Genomic DNA, 16,898 nt, shown 5'->3' with positions numbered 1-16,898 from the left:
CGCCGTCAGGCGGCGCGGACCCACAGCAGCACGCCCTCGACCCGCTCCACCCGGCAGCGCTGGCCGGCCCGGAGCGCGTCGCCGCCCACCGCCCGCGCGCGCCAGGGCACACCGCGCAGCTCGGCGGGCCCCTCGCCGCCGGCGGGCACGTCGCCGATCAGCACGACCTCCTCGCCGACGAGCGAGTCCACCGCGCCCCCCGGGCGCCGCGACAGGCGGTCCTGCAGCCGGCGGCGCAGCGTCGCGAGCAGCGCCAGCGAGACGGCGGTGAACAGCAGCCACTGCCCGACACGACCCAGGCCCGCCGCCGCGGCGGGCGCCACCACCAGCGCGCCCACGCCGAAGAACAGCGCGAACAGCCCGCCCGGCGTGACCAGCTCCACCACCAGCAGGCCGATCCCGGCCAGCACCCACATCCACCAGTCCATGCGCCCCTCCGACCGCCCGGATGCTAGCAGAGGCGGGCCGCCGGCGCGCGGCGGCGCGGGCCGGGCTCGGCTGCCGTCCGGCGGAGGCTAGAGCTTCACCTGCAGCTCGTAGCGCCGGTTCTTCGCCTTCTTCGCCGGCGTGTCGTCGGGCTTCACCAGCGGCTTCTTCGAGCCCATGCCCACCGACTCGATCTCCGCCTGCGGGATCCCCCGCGCCACCAGCTCCTTCTCGATCACGGCGGCGCGCCGGGCGGACAGCTCCTGGTTGTGCGCGGCCGAGCCGGACGTGTCGGTGTGGCCGGAGACCACGAACTTGAAGTTCTTCACGCCCGCGCCGTTCAGGCGCTTCTTCGCGTCCACCAGCGCGTTCGAGAGCCGCTTCATCTTCTGGTCGCAGCCGGGCTCGAGCTGATCGGTGTCGGTCTTGAAGGAGCACTGGTTCTTGCGGCCCTCCTCCAGCAGGCGGCGGTTGATCTCCTTCTCGAGCTTCCCGACGGTGGCCTGGCCCGCCGCCTTCTTGGCGGCGTCCCAGGGCACCTGTGCGGCCGCAGGGGCGGCGAGGGCGAGGGTGATCACGGCGGCGAGTGCGAGGCGGGTCATGTCGGGCTCCTTTGCGCGAGGCGCGGATCTTCTCCGCCGGACGGGGGCACCGCAAGCGCCGAGCGCGTTCCGAGGGCGACGCGGTGGGCCCCGGACCCACCTGCACCCGCGGCGGCGAGCGCGGATGCACGCGCGTGGTGGAGGCCGGGCGGGCTCCCGCCGGCCAGGCGCCGTGCGCAGGATGTACGCGTCACGGAGGTGGGCCATGGCGCGACGGGTTTCGAACACGACGACGGATCACGACACGATCCGCAGGTGGGTGGAGGAGCGCGGCGGCTGGCCGGCGTCGGTCAGCGGCACCGAGCGCGGCGACGAGACCGGCATCATCCGCATCGACTTCCCCGGCTACAGCGGCGAGGGGAAGCTGGAGCGGATCTCCTGGGACGACTGGTTCGAGAAGTTCGACGAGGCGGACCTCGCGTTCACCTACGAGGAGACCACCGCCGGCGGGCAGCGCTCCAACTTCAACAAGCTCATCGGGCGCGAGACGGCCGCGGCACGGGCGCGTGGGCAGCGGACGTCGCGCCGCGCCAGCCGCGCCGGTGGCGCGCGCCGCGGCGGCGCCCGGACGAGCGCGCGGGCGCGGAGCCGCACGGCGGCGGGGCGGGCCGGGGCGCGGTCCGGGCGCGGGGGCACGGGACGCACGCGCAAGGCGGCGCGCGCGGGCGCGGCGCGGACGTCGGGCGGCAGGCGGGGCGGCGCGCAGGGCAGCACGCGCGGCCGGACGGGCGGGCGCCGCACGGGCGAGACGCAGGGGCGCCGCCAGGCCTCCCGCGCCGAGGCGGCCCGCACCACCACGCGGCGCAGCGGGACCTCGCGGTCGGGCACCGCCCGCGGCAAGTCGCGGAGCACGGCGCGCGGCAGCTCGCGCGGGACCTCGCGCGGCGGGTCGCGGTCCGGGGGCTCGCGCCGGGGCCGCGCGCGCGGCCGCGGCCGCGGTCAGGCGTAGCGCCGCACCATCCGCGCGCAGAAGTCCGCGTACTCCTCGGGCTCGCGCGGCGGGCTGGTGTGATGCGGCTTCAGCCCGCGGTGCTCCGGCGTGAAGCAGAACGTGACCGTCACCTCGAACGGCTCGAGCGCGCGCATCTGCCGGTCGAACCAGGCCTCCCAGCCCGGGCGGAAGCTGTCCGCCCAGGACAGGCCGGTGCGCAGGTGGCGCACGCCGAGGTCCTTCAGCCAGCGCACGCCGGCGTCGAGCCGCGGGTCCTCGAAGTGGAACCACTGGCAGATGCCCAGGCCGGGCGCGAGCGCGGGGAACGCGGCCAGCGCCGGCTTGGGCGTGCCGTCCTCGCGGATGAGCCCCATGTAGAAGTGCCGGTAGTACGACGAGCCCTCCGCCTCGCGGTGGCGGGTCGTGGCGGGCCAGGCGCGCGGCAGGTCGAACAGGCTGTACCAGTGGATGCGCGGCGCCCTGCCGAGCAGCAGCTCGGCGGTGCGGCGGAGCCCCCACTCCTGCACCTCCTCCGCGCCGAAGGACGAGACGCCCACCTCCGAGACCCACACCGGCAGCCGCACCGCCGCGGTGATCTCGGCGAGGCGGGCCGGCCACTCCTGGATCTGCCAGTGGTTCCAGTCGAGCGGGAAGCCGTGGACGGCGACCGCGTCCACCTCGGCGAGCGCGCCCTGGGACTCCACCAGGCGCAGGAACCCGGCGTCGATGGGCGAGGTGCCGCCCAGCACGCGCGTCAGGCCGGGGCGCTCGGCCCGCACCGCCGCGCCGGCGAGGCGCACCATCTCCGAGAAGCGGCGCCAGCCCGGGTCCGCGTCGAAGTCCCAGTGCGACAGGTTGTTCGGCTCGTTCCAGAGCATCACCGCCTCGATCACGGCGCACCTCCGTCGCGCGGCCGCGCCGGGTACACCGGGCCGCCGAAGGCCTCCGGCTCCGCCAGGCGGCACAGGTACACCTCGGTGCCCGGCACGGGCTCGGGCGCGAAGCCGGCCGAGCGGAGCATCGCCTCGGCGCAGGCGCGGTTCGGGATCCACCAGTTGGTCTCGTCGTGCGCGTAGCGCCGCTCCACGAAGTGCAGCTTGGGCCAGGCGGGGTGATCGAACACCTCGCGCTCCTCGAACGGATAGTCGGCCTCCGCCGGGAACCGGCCGTTCGACCCGCGCAGCATGCTCTGGAACACGAGCAGGTCGCCGACCGCGTGGGCCCGCAGGAGGTCGAGCGCGAGCAGCGGGTGCCGCAGGTGGTAGAGCACGCCCATGAACAGCACCACGTCGAAGCGCTCGCCGAGCCCCGCGACGTCGTAGACCGACAGCTCGCGGAACTCGATCTCGAGCCCGGACACCTCGGCGGCGAGGCGTGCCTGGGCCAGGTAGCGCGGATCGAAGTCCACGCCCAGCACGCGGTCGGCGCCCCGCCGCTTCATCTCGAGCGAGAAGAAGCCGGCGTTGCAGCCCACGTCGAGCACGCTCTTGCCCGAGAGGTCCTGCGGGAGCGCCGGCGCGATCGCCCTCCAGACCAGGCCCGGGTAGTCGCCGAGGAAGTGGTCCGGCGCGGTGCGCACGCCGTTCAGCTCGAGGTTGTGGAACCACGGCGAGAGCGCGCGCACGCGCGCCTCGAGCTCCGCTCGCGTCATCCGCTCACCCGATCCCCGGCGCCGCGCCGGCGTCCTCCGGCTCGGGCTGCGGCCCCTCGCGGAGCAGCCGCAGCGCCTGCCGGTACCCGTCCAGCGTCCCGACGTCCACGTAGGCCCGGCCCCTGCGCACGGCCTTCGCCGCGCCGCCGCGCTCGAGCCAGGCGTTCACCAGCGTCCCGACGTACGCGTCGACCTCGCCGCGCTCCACGAACAGCGCGTGCAGCTCGGCGAGGACCGCGCCGGTCAGCTTGAAGCCGCCCCACACCCAGCCGGTGGACGGCGCCGCGGCCTTCACCTCGATCTCGCGCACGGCGCCGTCCGGCCCGCTCACCACCGCGTCGAACAGCTCCGGCCGCTCCACCGGGAAGCACAGGAACGCGAGGCCGCCGCCCGGGAGCGCGCGGTAGCCGTCCGCGGGGAACCAGACCGTGTCCGGCAGCCCGACCAGCACCTCGTCCCCGGGGGCCACGAACGGCAGCGCACGGAACAGCGCGTCGCACAGCCCGGCCGGCCGCGGCTGGACCACGTAGCAGATGCGGGCGCCGCCGACGGCGCCGCCGAAGTACTCGACGATGTCCGACTTGCCCGGCGAGATGACGAAGCACAGCCGGTCGGCGCCGCCGCGGAGCATCCGCTCGACCAGGTACTCCGACACGGCGCGCGGGCGCTCGCTGCCGTCCACCAGGCGGCTCCCCACCGGCAGCAGCTCCTTCGAGAACGCCAGCGGCTGGATCCGGCTCCCCACGCCCGCGGCCGGCACGATGCCCCATGTCATCCGGCCAGCCCCTCCGCCGCCGCGTCGAGCGCCGCGGTGGCCCCCCGCGTCCCGCCGGCGTCGATCCCCGCGCGCGCCTCCGTTCCCGGCAACGGGGGCAGCGCGAGCCGCTCGCTGCGCCGGGCCGCCTCGCACAGGCGGACCAGCTCCCGCGCGCGCGCGGCGGCGGAGTGCTCGTCGAGCGCGCGCTCCCGGGCGCGCGCGCCCATGCGGGCGAGCCGCTCGCGCGGCAGCTCCACCGCGGCCACCGCCTCGCGCGTCGAGCGGGCCACCAGGATCTCCTCGCCGGGCGTGAAGAACGCGTCCAGGCCGTCGAACCAGTCGGACAGCACCGGCACGCCGCACGCGGCCGCCTCGAACAGCCGCCCCGACGGACAGTGGCCGAGCGCCGCCATCTCGGCGCGGGTGACGCTGAGCGTGAGCGGCGAGGAGCAGAAGAACGCGGGGTGGAGCGAGGGCTCGAGGTGCCGCGCGTAGCGGACGTTCGGGCGCCAGGGGAAGCGATCGTCGTACATCGAGCCGGCGAGGACGAACGTGCGATCCGGGAGCCGCTCCGCCGGGCCGAGGAACAGCGCCTCCAGCAGCGCCTGCCGCGACGGCGCGTAGGTGCCCAGGTACGAGAGGTCGCCCAGGAACGGGCGGACCGGGCGCGAGGGGCGGTGCACCTGCGGATCGACCGAGCCGTAGAGCGGCGCGACGCGGCGGGCCCCCAGCAGCCCCGCCAGCGCGCCGAGCGCCCGGCCGCCGGTGAACGAGAGCACCAGGTCGTAATGGCGCAGCCCGCGGGGCCCCAGCCACTCGACCGGCTGCCCGCGCCGCGCCCGCTCCAGGGTGACCCCGGTGTCCATGTCGTAGAAGGCGCGGAGCGCCGAGCGGGCGGAGAGCACCCGATCGCCCGCCTCCACGCCGTCCGGGCAGTACGACGTCACCATGGCCACGTCGGCGGAGGCGATCGCCTCGTCGACGCGCGCCCGCACCTCGGAGAGGTCGCGATAGATCACGAGATCGCCGGAGGGGAGCGTCCACAGGTCCCGGTGCGCCGCGTACCAGGGCTGATCGCGCTCGAAGAAGTCGAGCCGATGCCCCTCGCGCGCGAGCGCCCCCGCCAGCGCGCGCCACAGCGTGGCGTGCCCGTTCCCCCACGAGGAGCTGACGGTCAGCCCGAAGACGACGAAGCGCACGCCCTGGAGTCCCCTCTCCGCCCCCGCGCTGCGGGCCCTCAGCCGGAAAGCTAGGGCGGACCCACACCGCCCACCACCGGCCCCACGACCGCGCCGCCGCCCGGGCGCCGGCTGCGGCGCGGCCGCGAACGGGTGCGCATGCTCTCCGGCGCGAGCGAACGGGAGGGGACCATGGCGGACCGACGGGTGAAGCAGAAGGGCGAGCAGGCGCCGCGGGAGGCGGCGGATCCGGAGCGGGAGCGTGGCGTGTCCGGCGAGGCCGGCCGCGCAGCGCGCGCGGGGAAGCCGCCCGGCGTCGAGCGCGAGCGCGAGGCGTCCGACGCGCGCGAGGACGAGGGCTGGTCGCAGCCCGAGTCGTCGGCGCAGAAGGACCCCGAGCACCGGCAGCGGTGACCGCCGCGCGCGGCGCGGCAGGACGCAGCAGCCCCGCCCGGCACGCGCCGCGGCGAGCCGCCGCTGCCATGATGGCCGCGCGATTTCGCACGGAGGTCGAGGATGGCGCGCGAGGGCTCGGGTGGATTCCTTCCGGAGGGTGAATCCCTGCGCCGGGCGCTGCGCTGGCTGGACGAGCGCGCGCGCGAGGCGCCGAACGTCGATCGCGCCGGCGCCATCGGCGAGGCGGCGCGGCGCTTCGACCTGACGCCGCTCGAGGAGGAGTTCCTGATCCGGAGCTGGAAGACGCCTGGGACGGCCGGCGGGTGATCGCCTCGCGCGCGGGGCGGCGCGGCGGCCGGGCGCTCAGGCGAGCAGGCGCAGCAGGTCCTCGCGGATGGCGGCGCGCTCCGCCCCCTCCGGCGCCGCGGCGACGGCGCGCTCCAGCGTCCCGGCCGCGTTGCGGCGGAAGCCCTTCTCCTCGTACAGCCGCGCCAGGGCGCGCAGCCCCGGCAGGTTGCCCGGACGCAGCTCGACGGCGCGCTCGAGGGCGGTCATCGCGCCGAAGGCGTCGCCGGTCGCGGCGAGCGCCCGCCCGAGCTGGAGGTGCGCCTCGGCGCCGAGCGGGTCGGCGTGGGCCGCGTCGGCGAGGAGCGCTGCGGCCTCGACCGCGCGGCCCTCGTCGAGGAGCGCGCGCCCGCGGGCCACGCGCGCGTCCGCCTCGGGCGCGGGCGCGAGCGGCCGGGACGCGCTCGCCTCGCGCGCGGCCGCCACGCGCCGGGCCAGGTCGTCGAGCCGGAACGGCTTCTCCACGTAGTCCACCGCGCCGTAGTTCTCGCGCGCGTCCTCGGCGAAGCGCCAGCCGCGGTAGATGGCGGTCATCATCACCACCGGCACGTTGCGGGTGCGCGGCGATGAGCGGAGCCGGCGGCACGCCTCGAACCCGTGCAGCCGGGGCAGCATCGCGTCGAGGAGCACGACGTCCGGGAGCAGCGCGTCGGCACGGGCCAGCGCCTCCTCCCCGTCGGTGGCCAGCTCCACGGCCCAGCCCCTGGACTCGAGCGTGCGCTGCACCAGCTGCCGGATCTCCGGCTCGTCGTCCACCACCAGCGCCAGCGGCCGGGCGTCCGCGCGCACCGGCAGCGGCTCCGGCGCGCCCACCTCGATCCGCACGCCCACGTCCGGCTCGTCGGGCAGGAGGTCGGCCTCGAGCACCTCCACCACGTCCAGCGGCTCGTCGGCGGCCTCGCCCTCCGGGAACGCCGCGCCCAGCTCCGGCAGCGGCCCGGCGTTCGCGCCGCGCCAGGACCGCTCGCCCCGCGCGCGCGCCTCGTAGGCGCCCTCGATGGCGCGATCGAGCGCCGAGCGGATCGCCGCGTACACCGACACCTCGCGCCCGGTCACGAAGCGCAGCTCGGCGACGACGCGGTCGTCGAGCGGGCGCGCCATGGCGAGGTGGATGCGCCCGCCCTCCAGCGAGAGCGGCAGGATCAGGTCCTGCTCGGCCACCGTCCGCGGAACGGCCTCCAGCGCGTCGAGATCGATGGTGGTGCGCGACAGGTCCACCCCGGGCATGCCGAAGCGCTCCGCCAGCGCGGCGGCCAGCGCGCCCTCGTCCACGCCCGCCTCCAGCAGCCTCGACGCGAGCGGCAGCGGCCGATCGCGCGGGTCGTGCAGCGCGGACTCCACCTGCGCGGCGGTCGCCACGCCGCGCCGGACCAGCAGCTCCCCGATGTGCGGAACCACGCCCCCTCCCCCCGACCCGCAGGGCGGGTCGAGCCGGATTCTAGGCGGCGGCGGCGAGCGGCGGCGTCCCACGACGCCGCGACCCTCGACACCCCGTCGTGCCCGCGGGGGAGGTGGTCGCCGGGGGCTTCACCCAGAGAGAATCGCTTCAGCCCACCGTGTCGGCGTAGGTCATCACGAGGTACATGACCGTCTCGACGTCGGCCCGGCTCCGGTACACGTGCGGCGCGTCGGCCTGGAACACGATGGCGTCCCCGGTGCCGAGCTGCTCCTTGCGGCCGGGGACCTCGATCTCCACCGCGCCCGCGGCGACCACCAGGTTCTCGATGGTCCCGGGGTTGTGCGCGTCGGCGCGCTCCACGCTCCCCGGCGCCATGCGCAGCTCGTAGAACTCCACCCGGCGCGGCTCGTCGAACGGAAACAGGGCCCGGGAGGAGTAGCTGCCGTCGTGGCTGCTCAGCACCTTCGCGTGCTCGGCCCGGAGCACGTGCAGGCCGCCGGTGCTGCGCGCGGTGATGAGCGCCGAGAACGGCACGCTCAAGGCGGACGAGATCTTCCAGAGCACGTTGATGGTCGGGGCGCTCTGCCCGAGCTCGATCTGGCCGAGCATCGCGCGAGAGACCCCGGACAGCTTCGAGAGCTTCTCCAGCGACAGGTCGCGCTGGGTGCGCAGCCGGCGGAGGTTGGTCCCGACGACCGGCGTGAGGTCCTTGCCGGCGGGCGCCACCTCGCCCGGCTCGGGGGCGGAGCGGGCCTCGGGCGGTGCCGCGGCCGGACGCCGGGGTCGCTTCTGCGTGTCGCGGGCGGTCTTCATGAACCGATGGTTTTCCGTTACAACGGAGGCGTTGTCAACGCGCTCCGCCAGCGCCGCCGGCCCGTGGCGGCTCACGCTCGTCACCGACCCGGACGACTGCAACCTCGCCTGCGCCATGTGCCCGTGCGGTGCGGCGCGGGCGCGGGGCGGGCCGCGCTCGCCGCCGCGGCGCATGGCGCCGGCGCTCGCGGCCGGCGTGCTGGAGGAGCGGCGCGGCAGCCCGCTCCGGGAGCTCATCCCCTCCACCATGGGGGAGCCGCTGCTCTGGCCGGCGCTGCCGGACCTGCTGGCGCGCGCGGCGGCGCTCGGGCTCCGGGGCAACGTCACCACCAACGGCACCTTCCCCGGCCGCGGCGCCGCCGGCTGGGCCGAGGTCCTGGTGCCGGCGTGCCGCGACGTCAAGATCTCCTGGAACGGCGCCACCCCTGCGACCGCCGCGGCGGTGATGCCCGGCCTCGATCTCGACGCCGCGGTGGAGGGGGTCCGGGTCCTGGTCGCCGCACGCGACCGGCACGCGGCCGGCGGCGGCGCCCGCTGCAGCGTCTCGTTCCAGGTGACCGCGCGCGAGGACAACGTGGCGGAGCTGCCCGGGATCGTGCGGCTCGCGGCGCGCCTCGGCGTGGATCGGGTGAAGCTGAACCAGCTCCAGGTGCGCAGCCCCGACCTGGCGCCGCTGTCGCTGCGCCGCAGCCCCGAGGCCATCGCGCGCTGGAACGCCGCGGCGCGGGCGGTGCGCGCGGCGGCCGCGGAGGCGCTCGCGCGCTCCGGACGCGCGCCGGCGCTCGAGAACGCCGTCGAGCTCGCGCCGGATCCGGCCGCCCCGGCGCCGCGCGGCCCCTGCCCGTTCGCGGGACGGGAGGCCTGGGTCCACCCCGACGGCCGACTGGCGCCGTGCCCGCACCCGGCCGCCGCCACGGGCGCGCTGGGCGAGTTCGGCTCGGTGGCCGACGCGCCGCTCGGCGCGCTGTGGGCGGCCCCGGCGTTCCGGGCGTTCGTCGCGCCCGGCCCGGGGGGGCACCCCGTTCACCCGCTGTGCGACCGCTGCGCGTTCCGGGGCCCCGGCGGCGCCTGAGCGCGCGCGCCGCGCGCAGGACGCGCCCGGGGCGTACGCTCGCGGCCCCACGGCGGCGCCGCCTCGGTTAAGGTCGGCAGGTGACCGAGCCACTCCCCACCGCGATCGCGCTCACCGCCACCGCGCTCCTGCTCGGCCTGAGCGTCCTCTCGTCCCGCACCTCCGGGCGGCTGGGCGTCCCGTTCGCGCTGCTGTTCCTCGCGGTGGGCATCCTGGCGGGCTCCGAGGGCATCGGCGGGATCGCGTTCGCCGACTACCACCTCACGTTCCGCGTGGGCACGGTGGCGCTGGTGCTGATCCTGTTCGAGGGCGGCCTCAGCACCGACGTGCGCGGGCTCCGCCGGATCATCGCGCCCGCCGCGCTGCTCGCCACCGCCGGCGTGGCCGGCACCGCCGCGCTGACCGCGCTGGGCGCGCGCGCGTTCGGCCTGCCCTGGCCGGAGGCGCTGCTGCTCGGCGCCATCGTCTCCTCCACCGACGCCGCGGCGGTGTTCTCGGCGCTGCGCAACGCCGGGGTGCGGGTGCGCCCGCGCGTGGCGCACCTGCTCGAGGTCGAGTCGGGCGGCAACGACCCGATGGCGGTGATCCTCACCCTCGCCGTGACCCAGGTCCTCGCGTCCGGCGAGCCGGTCCGCTGGACCATCCTGGCGGAGATCGCGATCCAGCTCGCGGTCGGGCTGGCCGCCGGCGTGGGCATCGGCCTGGGCGGGCGCTGGCTCCTCCGCCGCGCGCACCTCGCCGCGAGCGGCCTCTACCCGGTGCTGACCCTCTCCATCGCCCTGTTCGCGTTCGGCGCGCCCACGCTGCTGTGGGGCAGCGGCTTCGTGGCGGTCTACGCGGCCGGGCTCACGCTCGGCGCGGGCCAGCTCCCCTACCTGGCCGGCCTGCGCCGCGTGCACGACGCCATGGCGTGGTTCAGCCAGGTGGCGATGTTCCTGCTCCTCGGGCTGCTGGTGTTCCCGTCGCGCGTGGCGGCGGTCGCGGGCCCCGGGCTGGCGATCGGCCTGCTCCTCGCGTTCGTGGCGCGGCCGCTGGTGGTGGGGCTCATGCTGCTGCCGTTCCGCATGCCGGCACGGGAGGTGATCTTCATCTCCTGGGTCGGGCTGCGCGGCGCGGTCCCCATCATGCTCGCCACCACGCCGGTGCTGGCCGGCCTCCCGTTCGCCGAGCACGTGTTCGACCTGGTCTTCTTCGTGGTGGTGGTGAGCACGGTGGTGCAGGGCTCGACCATCGCCTGGCTCGCGCGCAAGCTCGGCCTCGAGACCGCGGGGCCGCCCCCGCCGCGCGCCGTGCTCGAGATCGTGTCCACCCAGCAGCTCGGCGGCGAGGTCGCCTCGTACTACGTCGAGCCGGCGAGCGCCGTGGCCGGCTCGCGCATCTCGGAGCTGCCGTTCCCGGAGGGCTCGACCGTGATGCTGGTGGTCCGCGGCCGCGAGCTGGTGGCGGCGCGCGGGCGCACCGTGCTCCAGCCCGGCGACCACGTCTACGTGTTCGCCCCGCCGGACGAGAAGGCGTTCGTGCAGCTCCTGTTCGGGCGCGAGGAGGAGGGATGAGCCGCGCCGGGCGCCGTCAGGTCCGCGAGGCCCGGATGGCGTCCTCGAGCTCGTTCGGCGGCGGGCGGGCGGAGGGGTCGCGCGGGAAGTGCTCGGCGAGCCGGGCGCCGCACTGGGCGATGGCCTCGACGAAGCCGCGCCCCGGGTCGTCGTCGCGCATCCCGGCCACCAGCGCCGCGACCGCGCGGTCCCAGCCCGCGTCGCCCATCTTCTCGTGGATGCCGCGGTCGCCCAGGATCACCGCCTCGTGCTCGAACAGCGACGCGAACACCAGGACGCCGGTGCCCTCGGTGGTCCGGTGCAGCCCGTTCTCGTGGAAGGCGCGGACCGCCCGCGCGCGCACCGCCTGGTCGAGCGCGCGCGCGCCGGCGAGCCGGCGCTCCACCGGGTTCCACATCGAGAGCCACGCGCCGAGCAGGCCGGCCGCGAGCTGGACGAGCGGCAGCTCCGCGAGCGTGACCGGCAGGTGCAGCGCCAGGACCGCCGCGGTGGCGATCGCGGCGGCGAGGAGCGCGCCGCGGTAGCGGACCTCCGGGTACGGATCGCTCTTCTCCACCACCACGGGAACGATCTGCCCGCGCGAGAGCGCCTCGGCGCGCCCGACCGCCTCCGCGATGCGGCGGCGGGCCGCCTCGTCGAACTGCGCCTCGAACTTCACGCGCGCCTCCTCACCAGCGCCCCGAGGCGCCGCCGCCCGAGAACCCGCCCCCGCCGCCGGACCAGCCGCCGCCGCCGCCTCCGCCGAACCCGCCCCCGCCCCACGGGCCGCCGCCGCCCCAGGGCCCGCCGCCGCCCCACCAGAGCGAGCGGCGCCGCCGCGGGCCGAAGCCGGTCAGGACGCGGATCACGAACGCGACCACGAACAGGAGCAGCACGAACAGCGAGGGCACGCGCACCTGCGGCCGGACCGCCCGGCGCGCGTCCACGCCCTGCGGGAGGGCGCCGAGCGCGCCCAGGATCTGCACGCCCGCGTCGTAGAGCCCGTCGGCGTAGCGCTGCTGCCGGAAGGCGGGCGCGATCGCGCCGCGGATGATGCGCGAGGACTGCACGTCGGTGAGGCCGCCCTCCAGCCCGCCGCCCACCTCGATGCGCACCTGGCGGTCGTCGACCGCGACCGTCACCAGCACGCCGTTGTCCTTGCCGCGCGTGCCGATCTTCCAGGCCTCGGCGACCCGGATCGAGTAGTCCTCGATCGGCTCGCCCTCCAGCGTGCGCACCAGCAGGTACTGGAGCTGCACGCCCTGCCCGCCCTCGCCGCCGCGGGCCGCCCGCGCGAGCGCGGCCAGCCGCTCCTCGTCGCCGCGCGAGAGCACGCCGGCCGCGTCCACCACCGGGCCGGTGAGCGGCGGGATGGCCGCCTGGGCCGCGGAACGGGACGGCGCGGCGCCGAGCGCCGCGGCGAGCAGGAGGGCGGCGACCGCGAGCGCGCGCGGGCCGGCGGCCGGGGCGGCGACCGCCATCAGAACTTCACCGCGGGCGCCTTCTCCGCCCCCTGCGTGGTGGCGGTGAACTGCGCCTTCGGCTGCTTGTGGTACATCATCGAGTTCGTCCAGCTGGTCGGCGGCACGGTCACGAGGTCGTTGAACCGCTGCACCTCCTGGATGTAGCGGCGGCGCGCGATGGCGATGCGGTTCTCGGTGCCCTCGAGCTGCGCCTGCAGGTCGCGGAAGTTCTCGTTCGCCTTCAGCTGCGGGTAGTTCTCCGAGACCGCCAGCAGCCGCCCCAGCGCCGAGGACAGCGCGCCCTGCGCGCCCTCGAACTTCTTCATGTTCTCCGGCGTGAGCTGGTCCACCGGGATGCGCACCTGGGTGGCCTGGGCCCGGGCCGCCATCACCGCCTCGAGCGTCTGGCGCTCGTGCGAGGCGTAGCCCTTCACCGTCTCGACCAGGTTGGGCACGAGGTCGGCGCGGCGCTGGTACTGGTTCTCCACCTCTGCCCAGGCGCCGGAGACGGCGTTCTCCGCCTGGGGGATGGACTGGAAGCCGCAGCCGGCGAGCAGCAGCGCGGCGGCGGCGACGAGGACGGATCGCGCGTGAGTCATGCGCCGGAGGCTAGCGCGCGGCGACCGGCGCGAGAAGGACGAATTAACGCAGCCACACCCAGGTCGGGCCTGGGGATGCGGCCGGGGGCCCGCTTCACTGCCTGTGGACGGCGAGGACCCGCGCCGGCGGGCACCACACGCCCACCTGGGCGATCCATCCGGCGGGATCCGCCTGGACCGAGCTGGGGCAGGCGCTGCACGAGGCCGCGGCGGCGTCCGCGAAGCGGGCGGTCGCGGGCGACGGGCTCCAGCTCCACTGTGCGTCGCAGTCGCTCCCGTCCCGGAGGTCGAACGTGGGCACCGAGGCGCCGGGCGAGGACGGATCGGCGACCAGCGCCTCGGCGCGGCTGATGAAGTCGGGCGCGACGATCCAGGCCTTCACCGTGTCCCCGCACACGCCCAGGGTCACGAACGCGCCGCCGGAGCGGCTCACGCAGGCCGCGTTGGGATCCGACACGCAGGCGCCGCTCAGGCACACCTCGCCGCCGCCGCAGGCGTTGCCGCAGTCGCCGCAGTGGAGCCGGTCGGTGCGCAGGTCGTAGCAGATGCCGCCGCACGCCTCGAGCGGCGCCGGGCAGGGCTCGGTGTCGAAGCAGCCCGACGCTGCCAGCACCGCCGCGATGACCCCCCACCTCGCCCCGTGCATGTGACCTCCCGCGGCGCCGCCGCGGCCCCGAGCCTAGCATCGGACGCCCGCGCCGGCACGCCGCGCGCGGGACCCGGCCGCCCGCCGGCGCGGTGGTAGGCTCCGCGCATGGCGGAGCCGGCAGGGTGGGCGCTGTTCTATCGCGTCGTGAAGCGGATCCCGCGGGGCCGCGTCGCGACCTACGGGCAGGTGGCGCTCGCCGCCGGCAGGCCCGGCGCCGCCCGTCAGGTCGGCTACGCCCTGGCGGCGCTGCACGGGAGCCGGCACACGGTCCCGTGGCAGCGGGTGCTGGGCGCGCGCCCCCGCGGGCGGGCCGGGATCAGCATGCTCGATCCGATGGGCGCGGCGGTGCAGCGCGCGCTGCTCGAGGCGGAGGGCGTCCGCTTCGACGCGCAGGGGCGCGTGGAGCTGGACGGGTTCGGCTGGCGCGGCCCGCGGGCGGCCCGCCCTACTCCACCACCCGCACCGGCGGCACGTTCCAGATCTCGGTCGCGTACTCGTGGATCGTCCGGTCGGACGAGAACTTCCCGGCGCGCGCCACGTTGAGGATCGCCTTGCGGGTCCAGCCGTCCGGATCGCGGTAGGCCTGCTCCACCCGCTCCTGGCAGGAGCAGTAGGCGGCGAAGTCCGCCAGCACCAGGTACGGATCCCCGCCGTTGAGGAGCGACTCGACCACCGGCCGGAACAGCCCCGGCTCGCCCGGCGAGAACACGCCCGAGGACAGCGCGTCGAGCACCTGCTTGATGCGGCGGTCCTTGCGGTACCACTCCCACGGGTCGTAGCCGCCCTTCCGCAGCGCCGCGACCTCCTCCACGGTGAGCCCGAACAGGAAGAAGTTCTCCGCGCCCACCTCCTCGCGGATCTCCACGTTCGCGCCGTCGAGCGTCCCGACGGTGAGCGCGCCGTTCAGCGCGAACTTCATGTTGCCGGTGCCCGAGGCCTCCTTCCCGGCGGTGGAGATCTGCTCGGACACCTCGGCCGCCGGGAAGATCCGCTCGGCGAGCGACACCCGGTAGTTGCGCAGGAACGCCACCGCGATGCGGCCGCGGACGTCCACGTCCCGGTTCACCACGTCGGCCACCGAGCCGACGAGCTTGATGATCCACTTCGCCATCGCGTAGCCCGGCGCCGCCTTGCCGCCGAACAGGTAGCTGCGCGGGTACGGGTCGTAGCCCCGCTCCTCCTTGAGCCGGAGGTACTCGCTCGCCACCCGCAGGATCGCGAGCAGCTGCCGCTTGTACTCGTGGATGCGCTTCACCTGGACGTCGAAGATCGAGTCGAGGTCGAGCGAGATCCCGTTCTCGACGCGGACGATCCCGGCGAGCCGCTCCTTGTTGTCGCGCTTCACGTCGCGGAACAGGCGGCGGAAGCCCGCGTCCTCGGCGAGCGGCTCGAGGTTGCGGAGCTGGGCCGCGTCCGTCACCCAGCCCGGCCCGATGACCTCGCTGATCGACCGCGCCAGCGCGGGGTTCGCCTGCAGGAGCCAGCGCCGCGGCGTCACGCCGTTCGTCTTGTTGTTGAACCGCTCCGGCCAGAGCGCGTGGAAGTCGTGGAACAGCTCGCGCTTCAGCAGCTCGGTGTGGAGCGCGGCCACGCCGTTCACCGAGTGCGAGCCGATCACCGCCAGGTTCGCCATGCGCACCTGCTTGACCGGCCCCTCCTCGATGAGGCTCATGCGCTGCAGCGCCGGCTCGTCCGCCTTGCGCGCGGCGCGCACGCCGTCCAGGAACCGCCGGTTCACCTCGAAGACGATCTCGAGGTGGCGCGGCAGCACCCGGCCGAACAGGTCCACCGACCACTTCTCCAGCGCCTCGGGCATCAGCGTGTGGTTGGTGTAGCCGAACGTGCCGCCGCAGATCTCCCAGGCCTTCCCCCACTCCAGCCCGTGCTCGTCCACCAGGACCCGCATCAGCTCGGCCACCGCGATGGCCGGGTGCGTGTCGTTCATCTGGATCGCCACCTTGTCCGGGAAGTCGGAGAAGCCCTCGTGCATCTTGAGGTGGCGGTTCACGATGTCGTGGATGGAGCAGCAGACGAAGAAGTACTGCTGCTGGAGCCGCAGCTCCTTGCCCATCACGGTGAGGTCGTTCGGGTAGAGGACCTTGGAGATGTTCTCCGAGAGGTCCTTCTCCTCGACCGCCGACAGGTAATCGCCGGCGTTGAAGTCGGCGAGGTCCAGCTCCTGCGACGCGCGGGCGCGCCAGAGCCGCAGCGTGTTGACGGTCTGGTTGCCGTGGCCGGTGATGGGCACGTCGTAGGGCATGCCCAGCACGTGGCGCGCGTCCGCCCAGCGCACCTGCAGCCGGCCCTTCTCGTCCACGCCGTGCTCGGTCCGCCCGTAGAACGAGACCGGCACGCAGGCGTCGCCGCGCGGGATCTCCCAGGCGCTGCCGAAGCGCAGCCACTCCTCCGGGCGCTCCACCTGGTAGCCGTTGCGGATCTCCTGGTCGAAGATGCCGAACTCGTAGCGGATCCCGTAGCCGTACGCGGGGATCGAGAGCGTGGCGAGCGAGTCCAGGAAGCAGGCGGCGAGCCGCCCCAGGCCGCCGTTGCCCAGCCCGGCGTCGGGCTCCTGCTCCAGCAGCGCGTTCAGGTCGAGCCCGAGGTCGCTCAGGGCCGACCGCATGTTGTCGTAGATGCCGAGGTTCAGCAGGTTGTTCTCGAGCGCCTTGCCCATCAGGAACTCGAGCGAGAGGTAGTAGACCCGCTTCGCGTCGGCCTTGTAGTAGGTCTGCTGCGTCTGGATCCACCGCCGCATCATCCGGTCGCGCACCGCATAGGCGACCGCGAAGTACCGATCGAGCGGGGTGGCGGTGTGCTCGTCCTTGCCCTGCGAGTACTGGAGGTGGTCGGCGAACGCGCGGCGGAGCGCGTCCACGTCCAGCGCGGTGCGGGCGTTGGGCAGGTCGCGGGCGCGCTCGAGCGCGCGCGCCTCCTCCGTGCGGGCGACGGCGGCTTTCCTCGGTGGGGGCATGCTTCTCCTCAGGGTGCGCACCGGGCGCGGGCGGCGGCCACGGCGGGCGGCGGGACATCATAGCCGCATCCCCGCCGCGGCGCGGCGGGGCGGACCCCGCGTCGCACCGGCGGA

At 75.5% G+C, this 16,898-nt stretch carries 19 protein-coding genes; 6 read left to right on the top strand and 13 right to left on the bottom strand.

What is annotated here, in order from left to right:
• Positions 1-5 precede the first annotated feature (5 nt).
• Together A2CP1_RS04625 and A2CP1_RS04620 are read right to left on the bottom strand one after the other, a co-directional pair.
• Complete coding sequence (locus A2CP1_RS04625) at positions 6-428, bottom strand: NfeD family protein (protein ID WP_012632286.1); 423 nt, start codon at positions 426-428, stop codon at positions 6-8.
• Positions 429-515: 87 nt separating this feature from the next.
• Positions 516-1,028: an OmpA family protein gene (locus A2CP1_RS04620; RefSeq protein WP_012524989.1), complete on the bottom strand. Its 513-nt coding sequence runs from the start codon at positions 1,026-1,028 to the stop codon at positions 516-518.
• A 205-nt stretch (positions 1,029-1,233) separates the two neighbouring features.
• On the opposite strand from A2CP1_RS04620, the gene A2CP1_RS04615 reads away from it, so the two are divergent.
• Positions 1,234-1,977, top strand: a complete 744-nt coding sequence (locus tag A2CP1_RS04615; RefSeq protein WP_012632285.1) for a hypothetical protein — start codon at positions 1,234-1,236, stop codon at positions 1,975-1,977.
• On the opposite strand, the gene A2CP1_RS04610 is transcribed toward A2CP1_RS04615, so the two are convergent.
• The 4 genes from A2CP1_RS04610 to A2CP1_RS04595 are packed head-to-tail and all read right to left on the bottom strand — an operon-like array spanning position 1,968 to position 5,566.
• Entirely contained in the window at positions 1,968-2,837 is an 870-nt protein-coding gene (locus A2CP1_RS04610; protein ID WP_012632284.1) for a glycoside hydrolase 5 family protein, read from the bottom strand. The genes A2CP1_RS04615 and A2CP1_RS04610 overlap by 10 nt on opposite strands.
• 11 nt (positions 2,838-2,848) lie before the next feature.
• Positions 2,849-3,610, bottom strand: coding sequence for a TIGR04290 family methyltransferase (locus A2CP1_RS04605; protein WP_012632283.1), 762 nt, complete (start codon positions 3,608-3,610; stop codon positions 2,849-2,851).
• Between the two features lie 4 nt (positions 3,611-3,614).
• Entirely contained in the window at positions 3,615-4,385 is a 771-nt protein-coding gene (locus A2CP1_RS04600) for a sugar phosphate nucleotidyltransferase (protein WP_012632282.1), read from the bottom strand.
• Positions 4,382-5,566, bottom strand: a complete 1,185-nt coding sequence (locus A2CP1_RS04595) for a CgeB family protein (protein WP_012632281.1) — start codon at positions 5,564-5,566, stop codon at positions 4,382-4,384. Before A2CP1_RS04595 ends, A2CP1_RS04600 begins: the two co-directional genes overlap by 4 nt.
• A gap of 171 nt (positions 5,567-5,737) precedes the next feature.
• Between A2CP1_RS04595 and A2CP1_RS04590 the strand changes: the two genes are divergently transcribed.
• Complete coding sequence (locus tag A2CP1_RS04590; protein WP_012632280.1) at positions 5,738-5,959, top strand: hypothetical protein; 222 nt, start codon at positions 5,738-5,740, stop codon at positions 5,957-5,959.
• A gap of 102 nt (positions 5,960-6,061) precedes the next feature.
• On the top strand, positions 6,062-6,268 hold the full coding sequence (locus tag A2CP1_RS04585; RefSeq protein WP_012632279.1) for a hypothetical protein: 207 nt from the start codon (positions 6,062-6,064) through the stop codon (positions 6,266-6,268).
• Positions 6,269-6,304: 36 nt separating this feature from the next.
• On the opposite strand, the gene A2CP1_RS04580 is transcribed toward A2CP1_RS04585, so the two are convergent.
• Both A2CP1_RS04580 and A2CP1_RS04575 read right to left on the bottom strand, forming a co-directional pair.
• Positions 6,305-7,684 carry a response regulator gene (locus A2CP1_RS04580; RefSeq protein ID WP_012632278.1) on the bottom strand — a complete coding sequence of 460 codons (1,380 nt, stop codon included), beginning with the start codon at positions 7,682-7,684 and terminating at the stop codon, positions 6,305-6,307.
• A 148-nt stretch (positions 7,685-7,832) separates the two neighbouring features.
• The gene (locus A2CP1_RS04575) at positions 7,833-8,498 is read right to left on the bottom strand and encodes a helix-turn-helix domain-containing protein (protein ID WP_245529981.1); all 666 of its coding nucleotides are present in this window, start codon (positions 8,496-8,498) and stop codon (positions 7,833-7,835) included.
• A 31-nt stretch (positions 8,499-8,529) separates the two neighbouring features.
• Between A2CP1_RS04575 and A2CP1_RS04570 the strand changes: the two genes are divergently transcribed.
• Both A2CP1_RS04570 and A2CP1_RS04565 read left to right on the top strand, forming a co-directional pair.
• The gene (locus A2CP1_RS04570; RefSeq protein WP_245529980.1) at positions 8,530-9,570 is read left to right on the top strand and encodes a radical SAM/SPASM domain-containing protein; all 1,041 of its coding nucleotides are present in this window, start codon (positions 8,530-8,532) and stop codon (positions 9,568-9,570) included.
• Between the two features lie 80 nt (positions 9,571-9,650).
• Complete coding sequence (locus A2CP1_RS04565; RefSeq protein WP_012632275.1) at positions 9,651-11,123, top strand: potassium/proton antiporter; 1,473 nt, start codon at positions 9,651-9,653, stop codon at positions 11,121-11,123.
• Between the two features lie 16 nt (positions 11,124-11,139).
• Here A2CP1_RS04565 and A2CP1_RS04560 read toward each other — a convergent pair whose 3' ends face one another.
• From A2CP1_RS04560 to A2CP1_RS04545, 4 genes are all read right to left on the bottom strand, one after another.
• The gene (locus A2CP1_RS04560) at positions 11,140-11,781 is read right to left on the bottom strand and encodes a TPM domain-containing protein (RefSeq protein WP_012632274.1); all 642 of its coding nucleotides are present in this window, start codon (positions 11,779-11,781) and stop codon (positions 11,140-11,142) included.
• A gap of 10 nt (positions 11,782-11,791) precedes the next feature.
• A complete protein-coding gene (locus tag A2CP1_RS04555; protein ID WP_012632273.1) occupies positions 11,792-12,583 on the bottom strand; it encodes a TPM domain-containing protein in 792 nt (263 codons plus the stop codon).
• Complete coding sequence (locus A2CP1_RS04550) at positions 12,583-13,164, bottom strand: LemA family protein (RefSeq protein ID WP_012632272.1); 582 nt, start codon at positions 13,162-13,164, stop codon at positions 12,583-12,585. Before A2CP1_RS04550 ends, A2CP1_RS04555 begins: the two co-directional genes overlap by 1 nt.
• A 94-nt stretch (positions 13,165-13,258) precedes the next feature.
• On the bottom strand, positions 13,259-13,810 hold the full coding sequence (locus A2CP1_RS04545) for a BP74-related protein (protein WP_012632271.1): 552 nt from the start codon (positions 13,808-13,810) through the stop codon (positions 13,259-13,261).
• 108 nt (positions 13,811-13,918) lie between these two features.
• Here A2CP1_RS04545 and A2CP1_RS22895 point away from each other — a divergent pair, with 108 nt between their 5' ends.
• Positions 13,919-14,356: an MGMT family protein gene (locus tag A2CP1_RS22895; protein ID WP_081444525.1), complete on the top strand. Its 438-nt coding sequence runs from the start codon at positions 13,919-13,921 to the stop codon at positions 14,354-14,356.
• Here the strand turns inward: A2CP1_RS22895 and A2CP1_RS04540 are convergent.
• Positions 14,259-16,784, bottom strand: a complete 2,526-nt coding sequence (locus tag A2CP1_RS04540; RefSeq protein WP_012632270.1) for a glycogen/starch/alpha-glucan phosphorylase — start codon at positions 16,782-16,784, stop codon at positions 14,259-14,261. The genes A2CP1_RS22895 and A2CP1_RS04540 overlap by 98 nt on opposite strands.
• Between the last annotated feature and the right edge of the window lie 114 nt (positions 16,785-16,898).

The sequence above is a fragment of the Anaeromyxobacter dehalogenans 2CP-1 genome (assembly GCF_000022145.1).
Lineage (GTDB): Bacteria > Myxococcota > Myxococcia > Myxococcales > Anaeromyxobacteraceae > Anaeromyxobacter > Anaeromyxobacter dehalogenans.
Note: the sequence above shows the minus strand (reverse complement) of the source record. Positions and strands in the feature narration are given on the sequence as shown.